At 66.7% G+C, this 21,670-nt stretch carries 17 protein-coding genes; 13 read left to right on the forward strand and 4 right to left on the reverse strand.

The features are described from left to right. Positions 1-3: 3 nt before the first annotated feature. The 9 genes from trpB (at position 4) to HW466_RS26980 (ending at position 9,675) form a co-directional block, all read left to right on the forward strand. Positions 4-1,197 (forward strand): tryptophan synthase subunit beta, encoded by a 1,194-nt coding sequence (gene trpB, locus HW466_RS26940; protein ID WP_059450807.1) that lies wholly within the window; start codon positions 4-6, stop codon positions 1,195-1,197. Positions 1,198-1,206: 9 nt separating this feature from the next. Further along, a complete protein-coding gene (locus tag HW466_RS26945; RefSeq protein ID WP_059803990.1) occupies positions 1,207-2,058 on the forward strand; it encodes a DNA-methyltransferase in 852 nt (283 codons plus the stop codon). 41 nt (positions 2,059-2,099) lie between these two features. Then, on the forward strand, positions 2,100-2,918 hold the full coding sequence (gene trpA, locus HW466_RS26950) for a tryptophan synthase subunit alpha (protein WP_059506325.1): 819 nt from the start codon (positions 2,100-2,102) through the stop codon (positions 2,916-2,918). A gap of 64 nt (positions 2,919-2,982) precedes the next feature. Next, complete coding sequence (gene accD, locus HW466_RS26955) at positions 2,983-3,855, forward strand: acetyl-CoA carboxylase, carboxyltransferase subunit beta (RefSeq protein ID WP_059450810.1); 873 nt, start codon at positions 2,983-2,985, stop codon at positions 3,853-3,855. Between the two features lie 100 nt (positions 3,856-3,955). Further along, the gene (gene folC, locus HW466_RS26960) at positions 3,956-5,266 is read left to right on the forward strand and encodes a bifunctional tetrahydrofolate synthase/dihydrofolate synthase (RefSeq protein ID WP_151005527.1); all 1,311 of its coding nucleotides are present in this window, start codon (positions 3,956-3,958) and stop codon (positions 5,264-5,266) included. A gap of 29 nt (positions 5,267-5,295) precedes the next feature. Further along, positions 5,296-6,141: an SPOR domain-containing protein gene (locus HW466_RS26965; protein ID WP_059543108.1), complete on the forward strand. Its 846-nt coding sequence runs from the start codon at positions 5,296-5,298 to the stop codon at positions 6,139-6,141. 6 nt (positions 6,142-6,147) lie between these two features. Further along, positions 6,148-6,642, forward strand: coding sequence for a CvpA family protein (locus HW466_RS26970; protein WP_059450813.1), 495 nt, complete (start codon positions 6,148-6,150; stop codon positions 6,640-6,642). Positions 6,643-6,694: 52 nt separating this feature from the next. Beyond that, positions 6,695-8,227 carry an amidophosphoribosyltransferase gene (gene purF / locus HW466_RS26975; protein ID WP_059450814.1) on the forward strand — a complete coding sequence of 511 codons (1,533 nt, stop codon included), beginning with the start codon at positions 6,695-6,697 and terminating at the stop codon, positions 8,225-8,227. 257 nt (positions 8,228-8,484) lie between these two features. Next, complete coding sequence (locus HW466_RS26980; RefSeq protein ID WP_059846644.1) at positions 8,485-9,675, forward strand: O-succinylhomoserine sulfhydrylase; 1,191 nt, start codon at positions 8,485-8,487, stop codon at positions 9,673-9,675. A 99-nt stretch (positions 9,676-9,774) separates the two neighbouring features. On the opposite strand, the gene HW466_RS26985 is transcribed toward HW466_RS26980, so the two are convergent. Genes HW466_RS26985 through HW466_RS26995 form a run of 3 tightly spaced genes read right to left on the reverse strand, consistent with a single transcriptional unit; the run spans position 9,775 to position 12,873 of the window. Next, positions 9,775-10,740: an NAD-dependent epimerase/dehydratase family protein gene (locus tag HW466_RS26985; protein ID WP_059798726.1), complete on the reverse strand. Its 966-nt coding sequence runs from the start codon at positions 10,738-10,740 to the stop codon at positions 9,775-9,777. Then, entirely contained in the window at positions 10,727-11,773 is a 1,047-nt protein-coding gene (gene gmd / locus HW466_RS26990) for a GDP-mannose 4,6-dehydratase (protein WP_059450817.1), read from the reverse strand. Before gmd ends, HW466_RS26985 begins: the two co-directional genes overlap by 14 nt. Positions 11,774-11,808: 35 nt before the next feature. Next, the gene (locus HW466_RS26995) at positions 11,809-12,873 is read right to left on the reverse strand and encodes an acyltransferase family protein (protein WP_059506319.1); all 1,065 of its coding nucleotides are present in this window, start codon (positions 12,871-12,873) and stop codon (positions 11,809-11,811) included. Between the two features lie 493 nt (positions 12,874-13,366). On the opposite strand from HW466_RS26995, the gene HW466_RS27000 reads away from it, so the two are divergent. The 3 genes from HW466_RS27000 (at position 13,367) to HW466_RS27010 (ending at position 19,695) form a co-directional block, all read left to right on the forward strand. Then, entirely contained in the window at positions 13,367-15,559 is a 2,193-nt protein-coding gene (locus HW466_RS27000) for an NHL repeat-containing protein (RefSeq protein ID WP_059543112.1), read from the forward strand. A gap of 207 nt (positions 15,560-15,766) precedes the next feature. Next, positions 15,767-17,233 (forward strand): flippase, encoded by a 1,467-nt coding sequence (locus tag HW466_RS27005; protein ID WP_060022976.1) that lies wholly within the window; start codon positions 15,767-15,769, stop codon positions 17,231-17,233. Further along, positions 17,230-19,695, forward strand: coding sequence for a glycosyltransferase family 4 protein (locus tag HW466_RS27010; RefSeq protein WP_174905769.1), 2,466 nt, complete (start codon positions 17,230-17,232; stop codon positions 19,693-19,695). The genes HW466_RS27005 and HW466_RS27010 overlap by 4 nt, the downstream gene beginning before the upstream one ends. A 425-nt stretch (positions 19,696-20,120) precedes the next feature. Here HW466_RS27010 and HW466_RS27015 read toward each other — a convergent pair whose 3' ends face one another. Next, the gene (locus tag HW466_RS27015; protein ID WP_059792462.1) at positions 20,121-21,296 is read right to left on the reverse strand and encodes an acyltransferase family protein; all 1,176 of its coding nucleotides are present in this window, start codon (positions 21,294-21,296) and stop codon (positions 20,121-20,123) included. Positions 21,297-21,386: 90 nt separating this feature from the next. On the opposite strand from HW466_RS27015, the gene HW466_RS27020 reads away from it, so the two are divergent. Continuing rightward, the gene (locus tag HW466_RS27020) at positions 21,387-21,653 is read left to right on the forward strand and encodes a hypothetical protein (RefSeq protein WP_059506310.1); all 267 of its coding nucleotides are present in this window, start codon (positions 21,387-21,389) and stop codon (positions 21,651-21,653) included. Positions 21,654-21,670: the final 17 nt, after the last annotated feature.

The following is a 21,670-nucleotide window of genomic DNA, read 5'->3' on the forward strand; positions in this document are numbered from 1 at the left end:
ACCATGTACAACCTTCCTGATGATCGCGGCCACTTCGGCCCGTATGGCGGCGTATTCGTCGCCGAAACGCTGATTCACGCGCTGGACGAACTGCGCGCGGCGTATGAAAAATTCCGCAACGACCCCGATTTCGTCGCCGAATACGAGCGCGAGCTGAAGTATTTCGTCGGCCGTCCGTCGCCGATCTATCACGCGCAGCGCTGGAGCGAGATGCTCGGCGGCGCGCAGATCTACCTGAAGCGCGAAGACCTGAACCATACCGGCGCGCACAAGATCAACAACGTGATCGGTCAGGCGCTGCTCGCGAAGCGGATGGGCAAGAAGCGCGTGATCGCCGAGACGGGCGCCGGCCAGCACGGCGTCGCGACGGCGACGATCTGCGCGCGCTTCGGGATGGAGTGCATCGTCTACATGGGCGCCGAGGACGTGCGCCGCCAGGCCGCGAACGTCTACCGGATGAAGTTGCTCGGTGCGACGGTCGTGCCGGTCGAATCGGGTTCGCGCACGCTGAAGGATGCGCTGAACGAAGCGATGCGCGACTGGGTCACGAACATCGAAAGCACGTTCTACATCATCGGCACGGTCGCGGGCCCGCACCCGTATCCGGCGATGGTGCGCGACTTCCAGCGCGTGATCGGCGACGAGTGCAAGGTGCAGATGCCGGAACTCGCCGGCCGGCAGCCGGACGCGGTGATCGCGTGTGTCGGCGGCGGCTCGAACGCGATGGGCATCTTCTATCCGTACATCGACGACACCTCGGTGCAGCTGATCGGCGTCGAAGCGGCCGGCGACGGCCTCGACACCGGCCATCACGCGGCGTCGCTGATCGCCGGCAGCCCCGGCGTGCTGCACGGCAATCGCACGTACCTGCTGCAGGACGAAAACGGCCAGATCATCGAGACGCATTCGGTGTCGGCCGGCCTCGACTATCCGGGCGTCGGCCCCGAGCACGCGTGGCTGAAGGACAGCGGCCGCGCGCAGTACGTGCCGATCACCGACGAAGAGGCGCTGAAGGCGTTCCACGACTGCTGCCGGATCGAAGGGATCATCCCGGCGCTCGAGTCGAGCCACGCGATCGCGTATGGCGTGAAGCTCGCGCCGACGTTGCCGAAGGACAAGATCCTGCTCGTCAACCTGTCGGGCCGCGGCGACAAGGACATGCACACGGTCGCCGAGCGATCGGGCATCGCGCTCTGACCCCGACCGATGCGTGACCTGATCGAACAACCGGGCGGCGGCGCCGCGAGCGAAGCGGAGGCGGTGCAGCCTGCCGCCGCCGTGCCGTGCGCGCTGCCGTCCGGGATCGAACTGCACAACCGCGATTTCATGTCCGAAGCCGCGCGCCTGCCGGATGCGTCGATCGACCTGATCGTCGCCGATCCGCCGTACGGGCTCGGCAAGGACTACGGCAACGACTCGGACAAACGCTCGGGCGACGACTTTCTCGCGTGGACGCGCGAGTGGCTCGAACTCGCGATTCCGAAGCTCAAGCCGAGCGGGTCGATGTACATCTTCTGCACGTGGCAGTACGCGCCGGAAATCTTCAGCTTCCTGAAGACGAAGCTCACGATGGTCAACGAGATCATCTGGGACCGGCGCGTGCCGAGCATGGGCGGCACGACGCGCCGTTTCACGTCGGTGCACGACAACATCGGCTTTTTCGCGGTTTCCAAGGCGTATTACTTCGATCTCGATCCGGTCCGCATCCCGTACGACGCCGACACGAAGAAGGCCCGCTCGCGCAAGCTGTTCGAAGGCAGCAAGTGGCTGGAGATGGGCTACAACCCGAAGGACGTCTGGTCGGTCTCGCGCCTGCATCGGCAGCACGCGGAGCGCGTCGATCATCCGACCCAGAAGCCGCTGGAAATCATCGAGCGGATGGTGCTCGCAAGCTGCCCGCCGGGCGGCCGCGTGCTCGATCCGTTCATGGGCAGCGGCACGACCGCGGTGGCCTGCGCACGGCAGGGGCGCGACTTCGTCGGCTACGAGATCAACGAAAGCTATTGTGCGATCGCGCACGAGCGCGTGAGCGCGCTCGCGGCGCCGGCGTGCGCGTGAGTCGCGCCGCCGCATCGCCGAATGCATCCAGGAAAAATGCCATGTCTTCCCGTATTCAGCAGACCTTCGCCGCACTCGCCGAACAAGGCCGCAAGGGCCTGATCCCGTTCATCACGGCCGGCGACCCCGATCCCGCGAAGACCGTCGAATTCATGCACGCGCTCGCCGAAGGCGGCGCCGACGTCATCGAGCTCGGCGTGCCGTTCTCGGACCCGATGGCCGACGGACCGGTGATCCAGCGCTCGTCGGAGCGCGCGCTCGCGCGCGGCGTCACGCTCAAGAGCGTGCTCGCCGACGTGAAGCGCTTTCGCGAGACCGACCAGAAAACCCCCGTCGTGCTGATGGGTTATGCGAATCCGATCGAACGGATGGGCGTCGACACGTTCGCAACCGAAGCGCAGGCGGCCGGCGTCGACGGCGTGCTCGTCGTCGACTATCCGCCGGAGGAAGCCGGTGTGTTCGCCGAGAAAATGCGTGCCGCGCAGATCGATCCGATCTTCCTGCTCGCGCCGACGTCGACCGACGAACGCATTGCCGACGTGGGCAAGATCGCGAGCGGCTACGTGTACTACGTGTCGCTCAAGGGCGTGACCGGTGCGGGAAATCTGGATGTTTCGAGCATTGCGGGTAAAATCCCGGCCATCAAGTCGCGCGTGCCGGTTCCGGTGGGCGTCGGCTTCGGCATCCGCGACGCCGAAACGGCGCGCGCCGTGGCCGAAGTGTCGGACGCCGTCGTGATCGGCAGCCGCCTGGTGCAGCTGCTCGAGAGCGCCGCGCCGGACGGTGCGGCCGCCGCGCTGAAGACTTTCATCGCCGAGCTGCGCGCCGCCCTGGACGGCGCCGGCCAGACGGCGCGATAAACACAACACAGGAAGCGGGAACGGGCCGGTCGGCCCGCCCCGCCACGGAACAGGAAACCATACGATGAGCTGGCTCGACAAACTGTTGCCGCCGAAGATCAAGCAGACCGACCCGAAAAGCCGCAAGGGCATTCCGGAAGGCCTGTGGGTCAAGTGCCCGTCCTGCGAGGCCGTGCTGTACCGCAACGACGTGGACGCGAATCTCCATGTGTGCCCGAAGTGCGACCACCACATGCGCATCGGTGCGCGCGAGCGGCTCGACGGGTTGCTCGATCCGGAAGGCCGCTACGAGATCGGCCAGGAAATCGTGCCGGTCGATTCGCTGAAGTTCAAGGACAGCCGCAAGTACCCCGATCGTCTGAAGGAAGCGATGGACGAAACGGGCGAGACCGACGCGATGGTCGTGATGGGCGGCGCGATCCACACGCTGCCTGTCGTCGCGGCCTGCTTCGAGTTCTCGTTCATGGGCGGCTCGATGGGCTCGGTCGTCGGCGAGCGCTTCGTGCGCGGCGCGCAGAACGCGCTGGAGCAGCAGGTGCCGTTCATCTGCTTCACGGCGTCGGGCGGCGCGCGGATGCAGGAAAGCCTGCTGTCGCTGATGCAGATGGCCAAGACCACCGCGATGCTGACCAAGCTGGCCGAGGCCAAGCTGCCGTTCATCTCGGTGCTGACCGACCCGACGATGGGCGGCGTGTCGGCGAGCTTCGCGTTCCTCGGCGACGTCGTGATCGCCGAGCCGAAGGCGCTGATCGGCTTTGCCGGCCCGCGCGTGATCGAGCAGACGGTTCGCGAGAAGCTGCCGGAAGGCTTCCAGCGCGCGGAATTCCTGCTGAAGACGGGCGCGATCGACATGATCGTCGATCGTCGCAAGATGCGCGACGAGATCGCGCAACTGCTCGCGCTGCTGCAGCGACAGCCGGCCGACGCGCTGGCCTGATTGGCGCGGCGTTGTGAACTGCGCGCGTCGCCCGGCTCAACCGCCGGGCGGCGCGTTTCGTTTTTTGGCGTAGTGGCGGTACCGATTCAGATTTGATCCGATGAGCACTTTTCCTACTCTCGACGCGTGGCTTTCGCATCTCGAACGCGCGCACCCGGTCGGCATCGACATGGGCCTTGCCCGCATCGGGCAGGTCAAGGCAGCGTTGCAACTCGAATTCGCGTGCCCCGTGATCACGGTCGGCGGCACGAACGGCAAGGGTTCGACCTGCGCGTTCCTCGAGGCGATCCTCGTGCACGCGGGCTACAAGGTCGGGTGCCACACGTCGCCGCACCTGCTCGAATTCAGCGAGCGCGCGCGCGTGAACGGCCAGCAGGTGAGCGACGCCGAGCTGCTGCCGCACTTCGAAGCCGTCGAGGCAGCGCGCACGTCGCTGCCCGAGCCGGTGTCGCTCACGTACTTCGAATTCACGACGCTCGCGATCCTGCACCTGTTCGCGTCGCGCGGACTCGACGCGGTGATCCTCGAAGTCGGCCTCGGCGGCCGGCTCGATGCGGTCAACGTGATCGATGCCGATTGCGCGATCGTCACGAGCATCGACATCGACCACACCGAATACCTTGGCGACACGCGCGAGAAGATCGCGTTCGAGAAGGCCGGGATCTTCCGCGCGGGCAAGCCGGCGATCTGCGGCGATCCCGCGGTGCCGAACACGCTGGTCGAACATGCGGAAGCGATCGGCGCCGACCTGTGGCTGGTTGGTCGCGATTTCCGCTACGAAGCGCAGCCGGGCGCGGAGCGCCAGCAATGGAGCTATCTCGGCCGCGACAAGCGCTATCCGGCGCTCGCGTACCCGGCGTTGCGCGGCGCGAACCAGCTGATCAATGCGTCGGCTGCGCTCGCCGCGCTCGAGGCGCTGCGCCCGGTGCTGCCCGTGTCCGCGCAGGACATCCGGCTCGGGCTCGCCAACGTCGAGCTGCCGGGCCGCTTCCAGGTGCTGCCCGGCAAGCCGGCGATCGTGCTGGACGTCGCGCACAACCCGCATGCGGCGGCCGTGCTCGAGCAGAACCTCGGCAACATGGGCTTCTTCCCGTACACGTACGCGGTGTTCGGCGCGATGCACGACAAGGACATCGACGGCGTGTTGCGGCATCTGAAGGGCGAGATCGATCACTGGTGCGTGACCGACCTGCCGCTGCCGCGCGCGGCGAGCGCCGAGCAGCTCGAAGCCGCGCTGCGCAAGGTCGGGGTCGAGGACTCGGCCGATTCGAGCGTGACGCGGTTCGCATCGCCCGCCGAAGCGTTTCGCGATGCACTAAAAAGAGCATCCGAGAATGATAGAATCGTGGTTTTCGGCAGTTTCCATACGGTGGCAGGTGTGATGGCCTACCGGAAATCGCAGCAACACTGACTGACGGGCAGTTTCGGACTCAGCCATTCATGGGAATTTTCTCGTTCGGCAAGAAAGACGACGACGCGCCCCCGCGGCGCGGCGGTCGTACCGGGACCTCCCGGAACGTGCGCACGGAGCGCACTGAACGCGTCGAGCGACGCACGCGCCGCACCGAGCGTCCGGAATCGGACGCACTGCTCCTCGATCCGACCCTTCCAGAAAAGCAACGCGCCCGCCGGCGTCTCGTCGGTGCGATCGCGCTCGTCGTCGCGGCGGTGATCGTGCTGCCGATGGTGCTCGATTCGCATCCGAAGCCCGTGACGGACGACATCGCGATCGACATCCCGAATCGGCCCGCGCATCAGGCGGTCGCGCCGCGCGACGACGACGCGTCCGACGTGCAGGCGGGCGTCGCGCACGACGAGCCGCCGGCATCCGATGTCGCCGTGGCGGCCGTGCCCGCCGCCAAGGATGCGGCCAAGCCGGCCGCGAAGCCCGATTCCACGACTTCGACCTCGACGACCACGGCGAGCGTGGCGCCGCCGAAGCCCGCGGCGAAGCCGGCCACGGCCGCACCGGCGCCGAAGCCCGCTGCGCCGAAGCCGGCACCCGCGGCGGTCGCGAACGCCGACGCCGCCGACAGCGGCGACGCATCGTCGGCGCCGTCGTCGGCTGGTGCGCGCTTCGCGGTGCAGCTCGGTTCGTTCAAGGACGACGCGACGGCCCGCCAATGGGCCACCAAGTTGAAATCGGCGGGGGTGCCCGCATATGTCGAGCATCGCAAGCAGGCTGACGGCAGCACGGCTACACTGCTGCGTGCCGGCCCGTTCGCGGATCGCGCGGCGGCGTCCGCCGCGATCGCGAAGGTGCGCGAAGCCGGACTCACGCAGTAACGTGCGATGCTGACGGCTTTCGACTACGCTGTATTGGCGGTAATCGCGTTGTCTGCGCTGCGTGGCGCATGGCGCGGTTTCGTCTCGGAGATTTTCGGGCTGATCGGCTGGATCGCGGCGATCGTGATCGCGGCCCGCTATGTCGGACTGGTCGTGCCGTATATCCCCGCTAACTGGCCGGGCGGCGCGCTGACACAGTGGGTGCTCGCGTTCGCGCTGATCGTGATTGGCGTCGTGTTCGTCGCCGGAGTCGCGAATGCGCTGTTGTCGCGGATCGCGCAGGCGACGGGCCTCGGCGGGGTCGATCGCTCGCTGGGCATGATGTTCGGGCTCGTGCGCGGCTGCGTGCTGGTGGTGCTGCTGGTCGCGGCGGCCGGGCTGACCGAATTGCCCAAACAGGATTTCTGGCGCAATGCGCTATTGCGTCCCTTCGCCGAGCAGGGCGTGCACGAGCTGAAGCAGCTCCTGCCCGACGGCATGGCCCAGTACGTGCGCGTGTGACGGCGCGCACCGGGCAGGACGGAACCGATTTTGTCATCTTGAAGGACATGCCATGTGCGGCATCGTAGGCGTTATCTCCCAATCCCCGGTCAATCAGCTGATCTATGACAGCCTGCTGCTGCTGCAGCATCGCGGTCAGGACGCAGCGGGCATCGCGACGGCGGACGGCAGCAATTTCCACATGTACAAGGCCAACGGCATGGTGCGCGACGTGTTCCGCACGCGCAACATGCGTAGCCTGCCCGGCACCTTCGGCATCGGCCAGGTCCGTTATCCGACGGCCGGCTCGGCGTCGAGCGAAGCCGAGGCGCAGCCGTTCTACGTGAACGCGCCGTTCGGGATCATCCTCGCGCACAACGGCAACCTGACGAACTGGGAACAGCTGAAGGACGAGATGTTCCGGATCGATCGCCGGCACATCAACACCAATTCCGACAGCGAAGTGCTGCTCAACGTGTTCGCGCACGAGCTGCAACTGTCGACGACGGGCCTCGAGCTCGATCCGGCCGCGGTGTTCAAGGCGGTCGCGGGCGTGCATCGCCGCCTGCAGGGTTCGTACGCGATCGTGTCGCTGATCGCCGGCTACGGCCTGCTCGCGTTCCGCGATCCGTTCGGCATCCGCCCGCTCTGCATCGGCAAGCTCGAGACCGAAAACGGCACCGAATGGATGGTCGCGTCGGAATCGGTGGCGGTCGAAGGCATCGGCTTCGAATTCGTGCGCGACGTGCAGCCGGGCGAAGCGATCTTCATCGACAAGGCCGGCAACTTCCATAGCCAGCAGTGCGCCGAGCACCCGACGCTGAATCCGTGCATGTTCGAGTACGTGTATCTCGCGCGTCCGGATTCGTGCCTCGACGGCGTGCCCGTCTACAACGTGCGCCTGCGCATGGGCGACTACCTCGCCGAGAAGATCAAGCGCGAGCTGCCGAACGTGCCGATCGACGTCGTGATGCCGATTCCCGATTCGTCGCGTCCGGCCGCGATGCAGGTCGCCGCGAAGCTCGGCGTCGAGTATCGCGAAGGCTTCTTCAAGAACCGCTACGTCGGCCGCACCTTCATCATGCCGGGCCAGGCCGTACGCAAGAAGTCGGTGCGCCAGAAGCTCAATGCGATGAGCATCGAGTTCAAGGACAAGCACGTGCTGATCGTCGACGACTCGATCGTGCGCGGCACGACCTCGCACGAGATCGTGCAGATGGCGCGCGATGCGGGCGCGAAGTCGGTGATCTTCGCGTCGGCGGCGCCGCCGGTGAAGTTCCCGAACGTGTATGGCATCGACATGCCGACGCGCGGCGAGCTGGTTGCGCATGGCCGCAGCGACGAAGAAGTCGCGAAGATCATCGGCGCCGACTACCTGATCTATCAGGACGTCGACGACCTGCGCCGCGCGGTGCGCGACATCAACCCGAAGCTCGAGCGCTTCGAGGCGTCGTGCTTCGACGGCAACTACATCACCGGTGCCGTGACGCCCGAGTACCTCGATGCGATCGAGCGCGCGCGTCTCGCACCGGCGTCGCAGGCCGATCGCGACACGGCTGGCGATGCCGCCCGTTCGCAGATGAACCTGCAGCTGTCGGTCGAGTGACACCGGCGCACGCTTCGGATGAAGCGTGATAGGATGTGGCCTTGCGTCGATTTGATTCAGCTTGCGGACGCGGGGCGACTTCCCAAAACAGCTAAAGCGAAGGCCGGCGGCAGCCGGCCCGAGTCGATCGCTGTCGTACCGCACCGAAGCCCGCTGATGCCGACGCATAGCGGGCTTTTTGTTTTGGCCTGATTTGTGGCTGGGTTCGCGCCCGATGCATGACCCGCGGCGCGACCCTCGAATACGGAAAACGGAACATGGACGACTCCCTCAACTTCGACACGCTCGCCGTGCGCGCGGGCACGCAGCGCAGCAACTTCAACGAGCATTCGGAAGCGCTGTTCCTCACGTCGAGCTTCTGCTTCACGAGCGCGGCCGAGGCTGCCGAGCGCTTCGCGAATTCGGAAGACTATTTCACCTATTCGCGCTTCACGAACCCGACCGTCACCATGTTCCAGGATCGTCTCGCCGCGCTCGAAGGCGGCGAGGCCTGCATCGCGACGGCGTCGGGCATGGCGGCGATCATGTCGGTCGTGATGGCCGCGCTGCAGGCGGGCGATCACCTCGTCAGCTCGCGCAGCCTGTTCGGCTCGACGCTCGGGATGTTCTCGCAGATCTTCAGCAAGTTCGGCATCACGACGACCTTCGTCGATCCGACCGACCTGAACGCATGGCAGGAAGCGGTGCGGCCCGAAACGAAGATGTTCTTCCTCGAAACGCCGTCGAACCCGCTGACCGAACTCGCCGACATCGAGGCGATCGGCAAGATCGCGAAGGCCGCGAACGCGCTGTTCGTCGTCGACAACTGTTTCTGCAGCCCGGTGCTGCAGCAGCCGCTGAAGCTCGGCGCCGATGTCGTGATGCATTCGGCGACGAAGTTCCTCGACGGGCAGGGGCGTGTGCTCGGCGGCGCGCTGGTCGGCTCGAAGGAATTCATCATGGGCAAGGTGTTCCCGTTCGTGCGCAGCGCGGGCCCGACGCTGTCGGCATTCAACGCGTGGGTGCTGTTGAAGGGAATGGAGACGCTGTCGCTGCGCGTCGAGAAACAGTCGGCGAATGCGCTGGAAATCGCGCGCTGGCTCGATTCGCATCCGGCCGTCGCGCGCGTGTACTATCCGGGCCTCGAATCGCATCCGCAGCACGAACTCGCGAAGCGCCAGCAGAAGGCGGGCGGTGCGATCGTATCGTTCGAACTGAAGGGCGACACGCCGGAGCAGCAGCGCGCGAATGCGTGGCGCGTGATCGACGGCACGAAGCTGATTTCGATCACCGGCAACCTCGGCGACACGCGCACGACGATCACGCATCCGGCGACGACGACGCATGCTCGCATCACGCCGGAAGCGCGTGCGGCGGCGGGGATCACCGAAGGGCTGATCCGCCTCGCGGTCGGCCTGGAAAACGCCGGCGACCTGCGCAACGATCTCGCGCGCGGCCTCGAGGGCTGAGCGCGGCGGCATCGATTGCACGGCCGACATGACGACGGGCCGCTCGATCAGATCGAGCGGCCCGTTTTCATTTGGCCGGCGCCGTGCGCGTCGACGGAATCAGCTCGCCTGCGCGGGCGGCTGCGCATCGCGCATCGCTTCCATCATCCAGCGCAGCGTGTCGTCGAGCGGCGTCACGGGCAGTTCGCCCACCGCGCGCCGCAGCTTGTCGCGCGACCCGCTCAGGCTTTTCACCTCGTTGTGCCGCACGAAACGCGGATCGATCGTCACGTCGATCACGTAGCCGGCGATCCGCGACAACATCGCCAGCACTTCCTTCAGCGAATACGCGCGTTCCGAGCAGACGTTGAACGTCTCGCCGGCCGGCGCGGCTTCGAGCAGTTTCAGATAGGCGGCCGTCACGTCGCGCACGTCGGAGAAATCGCGGCTCACGTCGAGATTGCCGAGCGAGATGCGCGGCGCATTACGCGCATAGTGCGACACGAGCTTCGGCAGCAGATACGCATCGTCCTGGCCGACGCCGGTGTAGTTGAACGGCCGCGCGATCACGATCGGTAGCCGGTCGGCCCACAGCTTCGCCGCGTATTCCATCGCCAGCTTGCTGACCGCATAGTCGTTCGCGGGAGCGGGGGCGACGGTCTCGTCGAGCACGCCGGCCGTCGAATTGCCGTAGATGTTCGCGCTGCTGGCGAGCAGCACGGCCGACGGGCGGCGCTCGAGGCCCGCGAGCGCGGCCAGCAGGTTGCGCGTGCCGACGATGTTGACCGCGTAAGTCTGCGACGGCTCGTCTTGCGCGACGTGCGCACGCGCGGCCAGATGCACGACCGCGTCGGGCCGCGCGTCGGCGGCCGCCGCGCGCATCGCCTGTGCGTCGAGGAGGTCGACCGGCACCAGCGTGCAGTTCGCGAGTGCCGGATCGTCCGGCCGCGCCGCGCCGGGCGCCACGGTGCCCCACACGTCGTAGCCGGCCGCCTCGAGGCGTTGCGCCATGTAGCGGCCGGTGAAGCCCGTCAAGCCCGTGACGAATGCGCGACGCGACGAGCGCCCGGCATCAGTACGTGTCATGGTGACTGTTCCGCGTCAGGTCCGCTTCCACCATCATCTGGCAAAGCTGCTCGAGCGTCGTTTTCGGCGCCCAGCCGAGCTTGGATTTTGCCTTGTCCGCGCAGCCGATCAGCAGGTCGACTTCGGCAGGGCGGTAGAACTTCGGGTTCACTTCGACGAGCACGTTGCCGTTCGACGCATCGAGGCCGCGCTCCTGTTCGCCCTTGCCGGTCCATTCGATCTGATAGCCGGCGGCCGCGAACGCCATCTGCACGAAGTCGCGCACGGTCTCGGTGCGGTTGGTCGCGAGCACGTAGGTGTCGGGCTCGTCGACCTGCAGCATCCCCCACATCCCTTCGACGTATTCGAGCGCGAAGCCCCAGTCGCGCTTGGCGTCGAGGTTGCCGAGCTCGAGCTTGCCCGCCTTGCCCAGCTTGATCTTCGCGACGGTGTCGGTGATCTTGCGCGTGACGAACTCGCGGCCGCGCAGCGGCGATTCATGGTTGAACAGAATGCCGCTGCAGCCGAACAGGCCGTAGGACTCGCGGTAGTTCACGGTCATCCAGTGCGCGTACAGCTTCGCGACGCCGTACGGGCTGCGCGGGTAGAACGCGGTCGTTTCCGTTTGCGGAATCGCCTGCACCTTGCCGAACATCTCGGACGTCGATGCCTGGTAGAAACGCGTCTTCGGGCTCACCACGCGGATCGCCTCGAGCAGGTTCAGCGGGCCGATGCCCGTGACTTCGGCGGTCGTCGCCGGCTGGTCGAACGACACGCCGACGAAGCTCTGCGCGGCCAGGTTGTACAGCTCGTCGGGCTGCGTGCGTTCGAGCAGCCGCAGGCTGGAGCCGGCATCCGTCAGGTCGTGCTCGACGAGCGACAGGTTCGGATGCGTGTCGACGCCGAGCTCGGCAATACGCCAGAAGTTCACCGAGCTGGTGCGGCGGTAGGTGCCCGTGACTTCGTAGCCCTTGTCGAGCAGCAGCTTGGTCAGGTAGGCGCCGTCCTGCCCGGTGATCCCCGTGATGATGGCCTTCTTGCGGTTTTGGCTCATGGCAATGTCCTGGTCGAATCGATGGATTGAGAAAATCAGGCGGTCGTGCGCGCGGCGGCGGGCACCGTCGCGCGTGCGGGCCCGCGCGTCAGGCGCCGCTCGAAGCCGTACCAGCTCACGGTGGCGTACGCGAGCGTGATGGCGAGGGCGAGCGCGGCCGTGACGAAGCGGTTCAGGTGCAGCGGCCACAGCGCGTACAGCACGCTCAGGTGAATCAGGTAGACGGTGTAGCTGACGGTGCCGACGTACACGAGCAGCGGGTTCGTCAGCACGCGCTGCACGAGGCCGCGTCCGCGCAGTGCGATCACGACGATCGACGTGCAAAGCAGCAGCGAGATGCTGTAAAGCGCGGCGTTCGACAGCGGCGTGTTCGCCGCGCGGAAACGCGGGAACGACAGGTGCAGCCAGCCGAGGATCGCGAGCGACACGAGCGCGCCGGCGATCGCGAGCGGATAGAACGGCTCCAGCGCGCGGCGGTCGCGGCGCAGCACGATCGCGAGCAATGCGCCCGCGGCGAGCAGGTCCATCCGGAACGGCGTCAGGTAGTAGATCGGCCAGAACGAATCGAACCACGGCGTCGCGATCGCGCGCAGCACGGGCGCCGCGACGATCAGCGCGGCGGCGATCCACAGCAGCGCGCGCTCGGAACACCAGAGCACGACGAACGGCCAGAAGATGTAGAACTGTTCCTCGACGGCGAGCGACCACAGCACGTTCAGGCTGTCGTGACCGATGCTGCCGAGCGACAGCCCGATGTTGGTCGAGAAGAACGCGAACCACGGCCAGTGCGGCAGCCAGCTCGCGCCGAACAGCAGCGTCGACACGATCAGCAGCAGCACGTACGGCGGCAGGATGCGGCGCACGCGGCGTGCGTAGAAGTGACTGAAGTATGACTGTCCGCGCGCCTTGCGATCGAGCAGGATGCCGGTGATCAGCAGGCCGCTCAGCACGAAGAACAGATCGACGCCCATCCATAGCGGCGCCTTCAGCGCGTGTTGCAGGAACACGGCGCCGACCGCGATCGCGCGCAGTCCGTCGAGCTGCACGATGCGGCCGTGTTGCGGCGGGGCGAGGTCGGCGGTGCGCGAGATGCCCGTCATCGCGCCGCTCCTTCGCGACGCGCGGCCGATGCCGTGCTGCGCCGCGCATCCGATGCGTGAACGTAATGCATGCGTTTAAATGAAATATTGAATCGAAATCGATTCTAGGGAAAAGAAATCGGCAAAAAAACGCATGTCATTTATTCGGCTGAAAGCATTCGAATGCCGGCCGTTTCAATCACGACATGAAAGGTTTGCAGGCCATGCGCGCCGCAGGGCGGGCCAAGGCGGCATTTTCTACGCGGCGTCGAATGAAGGGCGGTCGATATTGCCGCTTCCACGCGTCAAATTTCCGCTGTTCCGGTTCAATATTTCTCGCGGAAACATCCCCAAATATTTCCAAATTTCTTGTGATTATTTTTGCTTGTAACCTGCATCGCGACGTTTGAAACCCATTTAGCGACAGGTCATCAGCGCAGGCCGCGTGCCCGCGGCGCCGGTCGCTTTCGCATCGAGTCTGGAGAGCGCATTGCGACGTCTGATTCTGGTTGGCATGACGGTATGCGCGGTGCTGTCCGCGAGCGCCGCCCCGGCTGAAACCGTGTTGCCCGCGACCACATCGTGGATCGGCAACACGTTCGGCTATGGCGACGGCAGCTGGACGCAGATCGATATTCGCGCGATCGCGGTGACGCCCGACGGCAAGGTGTACACGAATGCGCCGTGGGACGAGAGCGGCGCCGAGGCGAGCGTCTACCAGGACGGAAAGATGCTCGGCTTCGCGGGCGGCACGCACGGCTGGGGCAACCTCGGCGGCAACGCCGTGGCGGTGAACAGCAAGTATGTGTACGTCGCGATCGGCGTCGGCAACGAGCGCGGCCATCTGCAGTCGCCGGGCATCTGGCCGGACAAGGGCAAGCAGTGGTTCGGCATTTCGCGCCGCACGATCGGCGACATGAAGCAGCCGGCGCCGTTCCGCGCGGCGCCGCAGGTCGCGCCCGGCGGGCGCGCCGATGCCGGGCGCGCGCGAATGGCGGCCAGCTTCATGATGGTCAACGAGGTGCCGGCTCCGGCCCGCTCGGAAGTGGGCGACGCGAAAGCGGAAGTCGGCGGCCTCGCGGCCGACGACAAGACGCTGTTCGCGACGAATCCGTCGCATGACGCGGTCGACGTCTATGACGCCGAGACGATGCAGAAGAAGGCCACGTGGAGCGCGCACGAGCCAGGCCGCATCGCGCTGGCCGGCGACGGCACGCTGTGGCTGCTCACCGATACGATCGGCGGGCCCGCGCATCTCGTGCACGTGCGCCCGGACGGCCGCAAGCTCGACGACGCGCCCGCGCTGCCCGACGGCACCGACGCAGTGGACGTGGCGGTCGACGCGAAAGGGCGCGTGCTGGTGGCGGACAACGGGCCTCGGCAACAGGTGCTGATCTTCTCGAAAGGCGGCAAGGGTTATGCGCCGTCGGGCACGCTCGGCGAGCGCGGCGGCATCTTCGCTGGCCCGGTGCCGGGCCGCCCGGGGCCGCAGCGCTTCAACGGGCTGACCGGCGTGGGCGTCGATCGCGCGGGCAACGTCTATGTGTCGATGAACGGCATCGGGCCGCGTCACGACACGATCGGCGCGGGGCTCGGCGCGGTGCTCGAGAGCTATGCGCCGGACGGCAAGCTGCGCTGGCAGGTGCAGGGGCTGCTGTTCGTCGACGGCGCGTGGCTCGATCCGGCGCGGCCGAACAGCGTGTACACGGGCAACAAGCGCTTCGAGCTCGATCTGTCGAAACCGCCCGGCCAGGACTGGAAATATGTCGGCTTCCTGTCGAACCGCTTCAAGTATCCGGACGATCCCGTGTTCCACACGGACCAGTATCCCGGCATGCCGTTCGCGCGGCGCATCGACGGCCGCACGTTCCTGTACCTGACCGACATGTACGCCGACCACCTGAAGATCTATCGCTTCGACGCGAAGCGCGACGGCGAGGTCGCGATTCCGTCGGGCCTGATCGCGGGCCGCGCGCGGCCGGTCGACAAGGTGCCGAACAAGCCGCCCGGCGGCGACTGGATCTGGCGCGACACGAACGGCAACGGCCGGCTCGACGAGGACGAATTCACGACCAACACGACGAGCAAGGCAAAGGCGGGCGGCTGGGGCTGGTGGGTCGACACGAAGGGCGACATCTGGCGCACGAGCGACGTGCGCGGCATTCACCGCTTCGCTTACGGCGGCATCGACAAGGCCGGCAACCCGATCTACTCGTACGACAAGGTCACGACCTATCCGATGCCGCAGCCGTTCACGCAGCTGCGTCGCGCGATCTACGAGCCGCAGACGGACACGCTTTACGTGACGGGCTACACGGCCGACGCGCCGCCGCAGCCGGGCATCAACAAGGAAGTCGGCCGCGTGCTGGTGCGCTTCGACAAATGGTCGACCGGCTCGCCGGTGGTGCGCTACACGGTCGCGTTGCCCTGGCAGCTCGACGCGAAGCCGATCCTCGACCTGATCGGCATCACGGTCGAGGGCCGCTACATCTTCACGGTGGAGCCGGTCGGCAAGATCCACGTGTACGACAAGGAAACCGGCAAGGAAGTCGGCGTGATGAGCCCGGGCGCGGAGGTCGGCAAGGCGTCGGGCTGGGTCGACGTGCCGTTCGGCATCAGCGCGTTCCGGCGCGAGAACGGCGAATACCTGGTGTTCGTCGAGGAAGACGCACGCGGCAAGGTGCTGATGTATCGCTGGAAACCGTGACGGGTGGCACGTCGCCGGCGCCGCAGGCCCGTTTCAGCCAGGGACGTGCCGTTCCGGAGGCCAGCCCGGCGAACGTTTTTTAATCAAGGGAACGTGCGTTGCCCGCCGTATTGCGGCATCGGTCGTCGCTTCCCCGGCGCGGCATCACGACCGGCAACGCACGTTCGCAAGCCCGTCATCGGCGGGAACAGGCCCATGGGCACAAGCATGGACAAAGGCATACTCAAGAACGTTTCGATCAACTTCATCGGCCTGATCCTGCCGACCTTCGTGTCGCTGGTGACGGTGCCCGCGTACATTCACGCGCTGGGCGTCGAACGCTACGGCGTCGTCAGCCTCGTATGGACGCTGATCGGCTATTTCGGGATTCTCGATCTCGGGATGAGCATGGCCGCGCAAAACCACATCTCGAAGGCGCTCGCGAGCGGCAACGCGGACGAGAGCGCGCGCGTCTTCTGGAGCGCGTTCTGGCTGAACCTCGGCACGGGCATCGTTGGCGGGCTGCTGATCTATTTCGGTGCGTTCGTCTACACCGCGTATTTCACGAAGGTGTCGGCGGCGATGCAGCACGAGGTGTATCTCGCATTGCCGTGGCTCGCGCTCGCGATTCCGCTCGCGAACGTGTCGTGGGTGTTCGCCGGCGCGATCAACGGCGCCGAACGGTTCGGCGTGTTCAACACGAACCAGACGATCGGCACGTTCCTGTTCCAGTTGCTGCCGCTCGGCGCCGCATGGTGGATCGCGCCGAACCTGCAGACGGTGCTGGCCGCGGCCGTCGTCGCGCGGCTGATCGCGGCGGTGATGCTCGGTCACGCGAGCATCAGGGTGCTCGCCATCCGGCGCATCGATCCGCCGCAGTGGGGCACCGCGAAAGGGCTGTTCAATTTCGGCGGCTGGATGCTGATCGCGAGCACGACCAGCATGATCGCCGACACGCTCGATCGCGTGATGCTCGGCGCGGGCATGGGCGCGAAGTTCGTCACCTATTACACGGTTCCGCAGAACCTCGTCACGCGGCTGAACATGCTGCCGAACGCGCTGGTGCGCACGCTGTTTCCGCGGCTGTCGGCGGTTGGCCGCGAGCATGCCGATACGCTCGCGCGCCAGTCGCTCGAATTCCTGAACGGCGTGTTCACGCCGGTCGGCATCATCGCGATCTTCGCGCTCGCGCCGTTCCTCACGCTGTGGGTCGGCGCCGATCTCGCCGCGCATTCGGCGCCGGTCGGGCGCGTGCTGGTGATCAGCGTATGGCTCGTCGGGCAGGCGAGCGTCACACGGATCCTGATCCAGTCGCAGGTCAATCCGGCCCGGGCGGCGTTCGCCGGGCTCGTCGAGATGCCGTTCTTCGTCGGTGGCCTGTGGCTCGGCATCCATCACTTCGGGCTGATCGGCGCGGCGGTGGTCGTCGCGGCCCGCGCGCTGGTCGATTACGGCGTGCTGCTTTACCTGTCGGCGATCCGGATGCGCGCGATCGTGCTCGACATGCTCGCGCATCTCGCCTTCCTGCTCGCGAGCCTGTTTCTCGCGCAAGCGTGGCCGGGGCTCGGCGAGTCGATCGGCCTCTGCGCGGTCGTGCTGGTGCTGAATCTTGCGTGGTCGCTCACGATGACGCCGGCCCTGCGCGCACTCGCGCGCGACCTGTTCGTCCGTCTCAATGCGAGGAAAACCGTATGAATCGCGATCTGGCGGAACACGCCATCCTGAATCTCGCCACGGCCGGTGCCGCCGCGGCCGAAGCCGGCGACACCGCCGCGCTGCGCCGGACCGAACCGCGCGCGCACGCGGGCGCACGCGATGCATCGCGTCCGCTGCGCGTGGCGATCGTCCACGACTGGCTCGTCACGTACGCCGGCGCCGAGCGCGTGCTCGAACAGATCGTCGCGTGCTTTCCCGATGCGGACCTGTTCAGCCTCGTCGATTTCCTCGACGATCGCACGTTCGTGCGCGGCAAGCCGGTGACGACCTCGTTCATCCAGAAGCTGCCGTTTGCGCGCACCAAGTACCGCAGCTACCTGCCGTTGATGCCGCTCGCGATCGAGCAGCTCGACGTGTCCGACTACGATCTGGTGATCTCCAGCAGCCACGCGGTCGCGAAGGGCGTGCTGACCGGGCCGGACCAGATGCACATCAGCTACGTGCATTCGCCGATCCGCTACGCGTGGGACCTCCAGCATCAGTATCTGGAACAGTCGAACCTCACGCACGGGCCGAAGTCGCTGCTCGCGCGGATGATCCTGCATTACATCCGCAACTGGGACACGCGCACCGCGAATGCGGTGGACGGCTTCGTCGCGAATTCGGCGTTCATCGCGCGACGCATCCGCAAGGTGTATCACCGCGACGCGGCGGTGATTTTCCCGCCAGTCGACGTCGACGGCTTTTCGCTGAACGAAGCGAAGGACGATTTCTACCTGACCGCGTCGCGGATGGTGCCGTACAAGAAGATCGACCTGATCGTCGAAGCGTTCTCGCGCACGCCGGAGCGCAAGCTCGTCGTGATCGGCGACGGCCCGGAGATGCAGAAGATCCGCGCGAAGGCCGGCCCGAACGTCGAGATCATGGGCTATCAGCCGTTCGCGGTGCTGCACGACCGGATGCGGCGTGCGAAGGCGTTCGTGTTCGCGGCCGAGGAGGATTTCGGCATCTCGGTGGTCGAGGCGCAGGCATGCGGCACGCCCGTGATCGCATACGGCAAGGGCGGTGCGCTCGAGACGGTGCTCGAACCGCGCGCACACGCGAATCCGACCGGGCTGTTCTTCGACGAACAGACGCCGCACGCGATCGTCGCGGCGGTCGACGATTTCGAACGCGCGCCGCAGCGCTTCACGCCGCAGGCGTGCCGCGCGAACGCGGAGCGCTTTTCCGCAGAAACGTTCCGGCGGCGCTTTCTCGACTACGTGGAGGCCGCGCTGCCCGGCGCGACCGCGCAGCGCGGCACGGCCGTCGCACCGATGCCGCCCGCGCGCGGCCCGGCGACGCTCGTGCTCGACCAGAGCGGCGTGCTCGGCGGCGCGGAGCTGTCGTTGCTGGAAATCATGAAGCACATGCGCGCGAACGCCGACGTGGTGCTGTTCGACGACGGGCCCTTCCGCGCGGCGCTCGATGAGATCGGCGCGCGCGTCGACGTGCTCGACCAGGGCGCGCTCGCCGGCGTACGCAAGCAGGGCGGCGTGTCGGCCGGTGCGTTGAAGCAGCTGTTCTCGCTCGTGCGCGACGTTGCACGGCGCGCACGCCGCGCCGAGGTGATCTACGCGAACACGCAGCGCGCGATGGTCGTCGCGGCGCTGGCCGGGCGGCTCGCGCGCAAGCCGGTGGTCTGGCACCTGCGCGACATCGTCAGCGGCGACCATTTCGGCAGCAAGCAGCTGATGGCGATCAAGTACTGCGCACGGTTCGGCGTCACGCGCGTGATCGCAAACTCCGACGCGTCCGCGCAGGCATTCCGTGCGTTGACGGGCTTCACGCCGCAGCACGTCGACGTCGTGTTCAACGGCATTTCGGCCGAACCGTTCGATGCGCTGGACACGGCCAGCCAGGCCGCGCTGCGCGCGCGCTTCGGGTTACCCGAGCACGCGTGGCTCGTCGGCTCGTTCAGTCGCCTCGCGCACTGGAAGGGGCAGCATCTGCTGCTGGAGGCCGCGGCTCGCCATCCCGACATGCACGTCGTGCTGGTCGGCGCGCCGCTGTTCGGCGAGGACGAATACGCGGCGCAGCTGCACGAGATCGTCGCGCGTCATGGAATGAACGACCGCGTGCACTTTCTGGGATTCCAGCGCGACGTGGCCGCGTGCATGAAGGCGGTCGACGTGGTTGCGCACACGTCGATCACGCCGGAGCCGTTCGGGCGCGTGATCGTCGAAGGCATGCTTGCGCGGCGGCCGGTGGTCGCCGCCCGCGCGGGCGGGGTCGTCGAGATCATCGAGGACGGCGAAAACGGGCTGCTGTGCGAGCCGGGCAACGCAGCCGCGCTGGCCGACGCACTGGCCACGCTGCAGCGCGACGCCGCGCTGCGCGAACGGCTCGTCGCGAGCGGGCGGGCGACCGCGGTGCGCCGGTTCGGCACCGAGACTTATGTGGAGCGGGTCGAGAAGATCCTCGCGGATACGGCGAAGGCCGCGAAGGCGAAGAAGCGGTAGAGGCGGCAGATGCGGTGCGTCGGCGCGATGCGACGCCATGCGCCGGGAAGCGAACCCTCATGCGGCGACATGCTGCATGAGGGTTCTGCGTTTGGGCGGGCGGGAGCATGGCGGCCGTCAGGCGCGGAGCGGCGGAGGTGAGCTGCTGCCGATGCATTGGCGCATGGGCCTGCCGGGCAGCATTGCCATTTGGCCCGGAAACACTTCACGGAATCCCGTGAGCGGCGCCGTGAGGTCGTACCGTGCAGCCGGCAGGCGGCGGGGCGATTCGACGATCGGGCAGCCGCCCGGACGGCGTGCGAACTGCGATTCGCCAAACCCGCCTTCCCGACGCGCAAACGCATCCCGCACACGCATGGCGCCCATGAAAATGCCCCCGCACGACTTGAGCTCGCGCGGGGGCCGGGCGTGCCGTAACGGTGCGTTCAGGCAGCCTGTTCCGGGGCCGGTGCGACGACGCGGGGCGCGCGCGTCGGCTTCAGGCTGGCCGACCACATCATCGCCGGGCGTTCGAACAGCCGGTAGAACAGGTAAGCGACCGGAATCGCGGCGGCCATGAATGCAACCGACGGCCAGATCGACAGTTGCAGTTCGGAGTGGAACAGCACCGAGCCGAGGCAGACGAACAGCGGCAGGTGGATCAGATACAGCGAGTAGCTGAAGTCGCCGAACCACCCGAGCACGCGCAGGAGCGGCGTCGGGCGCGGCGGGCAGGCGAGCGCGCGGTACAGGAAGCACGCGAAGCCGGCGGCCCACAGCTGGAACGCGCCGTACTGGCCGAAATGGAACGCGCCGCAGCCCGCGGCCAGCAGCGCGGCGGCCGCGAGGTACCACGCGCGCGACGGCACGGCGGCGGTGCCGCGCGCCGGTTGCGCGCGCACGTCGGCGATCCATGCGCCGACCGTCCAGGACAGCCAGTACGACGTGAAGAACTGCAGGTCGTGCCGTTCGAGCAGCCACGCCGACGCGACGTTGACGAGCGCGACGGCCGCCACGATGGCCGGCATGCCGATGCGCCGGCGCAGCGCGAACAGCAGCGGGTAGATCGCATAGAACTGCACTTCGAGCGACAGTGTCCACAACGCGCCGTTCGATCCGTACGTATAGCCGGCGACGCCCTGCAGCGAGAACAGGTTCACGAGGAACGCGGTGACGCCGACATCGCGGATCTTGTGGCTGACCGGCGCGATCTGCAGGCTCACCGCGTCCATCGCAAGCGTGAACAGCAGCGCGGCGAGCAGCACCGGATAGATGCGGGCGAAGCGGCGCGCCCAGAAGTTGGGCGCATCGAGCCGATACGCGGGGTTGGCCGCCAGCTTGAGCGCCGCGTTGCGGTGAATGCAGTAACCGCTGATCACGAAGAAGATCGGCACGCCGGCGGAGCCCCAGGCGAACGGGAAGGTCAGGTAGCCGGCGATCACGCTCGGGCTGAGTGCATGACCGTAAGCATGATGGAAGCTCTGCATGCCGACCCAGACGACCTGACGGCAGTGGAAATAGGCGACGAGCAGCGCCGCGAAGCCGCGCATCGCGTCGATCACGTGTTCCTTGTGGTCGGCGACGGGCGGCGCGGCCAAAGACGATCCGCTGAAAGCTTGCATGCGATTCGATTCCTTGCGACGGATGAAGGGGATGGTCCAATCGTAATGCGCAAGAATTCGATCGAATGAATAAAAAAATCCCGGCGGTAAATGATGTCGTTTCAGATGGTGGTGTTATTCAGGTCTGAAAGCGGTTTCGCCGCCGCCACAATTATTTGCCGATTTTTTTCTGATAGTTTGAAGCTCCAGTTGATTGATGCAAGGAGCGGCAAGATGGACATGCATTGGATCGCGAGCGCGGCAGTACTGCTGGTCATGGCCGTGCTGTCGGCATACCGCGAGGCGCTGAAGAACGAGCCGATTCGCCCGGGGCTCGAGCGGGGCGGCGTCCCGTATATCGAGGAATTCGATTCGTAAGAATTTGTATCCGGGAA

Origin of the sequence: Burkholderia territorii, from assembly GCF_902833055.1 — a bacterium.
GTDB lineage: Bacteria > Pseudomonadota > Gammaproteobacteria > Burkholderiales > Burkholderiaceae > Burkholderia > Burkholderia territorii.

Coding starts and splice junctions, on each gene's coding strand:
- trpB (WP_059450807.1), top strand. CDS start 4: ATGTACAACCTTCCTGATGATCGCGGCCACTTCGGCCCGTATGGCGGC.
- HW466_RS26945 (WP_059803990.1), top strand. CDS start 1,207: ATGCGTGACCTGATCGAACAACCGGGCGGCGGCGCCGCGAGCGAAGCG.
- trpA (WP_059506325.1), top strand. CDS start 2,100: ATGTCTTCCCGTATTCAGCAGACCTTCGCCGCACTCGCCGAACAAGGC.
- accD (WP_059450810.1), top strand. CDS start 2,983: ATGAGCTGGCTCGACAAACTGTTGCCGCCGAAGATCAAGCAGACCGAC.
- folC (WP_151005527.1), top strand. CDS start 3,956: ATGAGCACTTTTCCTACTCTCGACGCGTGGCTTTCGCATCTCGAACGC.
- HW466_RS26965 (WP_059543108.1), top strand. CDS start 5,296: ATGGGAATTTTCTCGTTCGGCAAGAAAGACGACGACGCGCCCCCGCGG.
- HW466_RS26970 (WP_059450813.1), top strand. CDS start 6,148: ATGCTGACGGCTTTCGACTACGCTGTATTGGCGGTAATCGCGTTGTCT.
- purF (WP_059450814.1), top strand. CDS start 6,695: ATGTGCGGCATCGTAGGCGTTATCTCCCAATCCCCGGTCAATCAGCTG.
- HW466_RS26980 (WP_059846644.1), top strand. CDS start 8,485: ATGGACGACTCCCTCAACTTCGACACGCTCGCCGTGCGCGCGGGCACG.
- HW466_RS26985 (WP_059798726.1), bottom strand. CDS start 10,740: ATGACACGTACTGATGCCGGGCGCTCGTCGCGTCGCGCATTCGTCACG.
- gmd (WP_059450817.1), bottom strand. CDS start 11,773: ATGAGCCAAAACCGCAAGAAGGCCATCATCACGGGGATCACCGGGCAG.
- HW466_RS26995 (WP_059506319.1), bottom strand. CDS start 12,873: ATGACGGGCATCTCGCGCACCGCCGACCTCGCCCCGCCGCAACACGGC.
- HW466_RS27000 (WP_059543112.1), top strand. CDS start 13,367: ATGACGGTATGCGCGGTGCTGTCCGCGAGCGCCGCCCCGGCTGAAACC.
- HW466_RS27005 (WP_060022976.1), top strand. CDS start 15,767: ATGGACAAAGGCATACTCAAGAACGTTTCGATCAACTTCATCGGCCTG.
- HW466_RS27010 (WP_174905769.1), top strand. CDS start 17,230: ATGAATCGCGATCTGGCGGAACACGCCATCCTGAATCTCGCCACGGCC.
- HW466_RS27015 (WP_059792462.1), bottom strand. CDS start 21,296: ATGCAAGCTTTCAGCGGATCGTCTTTGGCCGCGCCGCCCGTCGCCGAC.
- HW466_RS27020 (WP_059506310.1), top strand. CDS start 21,387: ATGATGTCGTTTCAGATGGTGGTGTTATTCAGGTCTGAAAGCGGTTTC.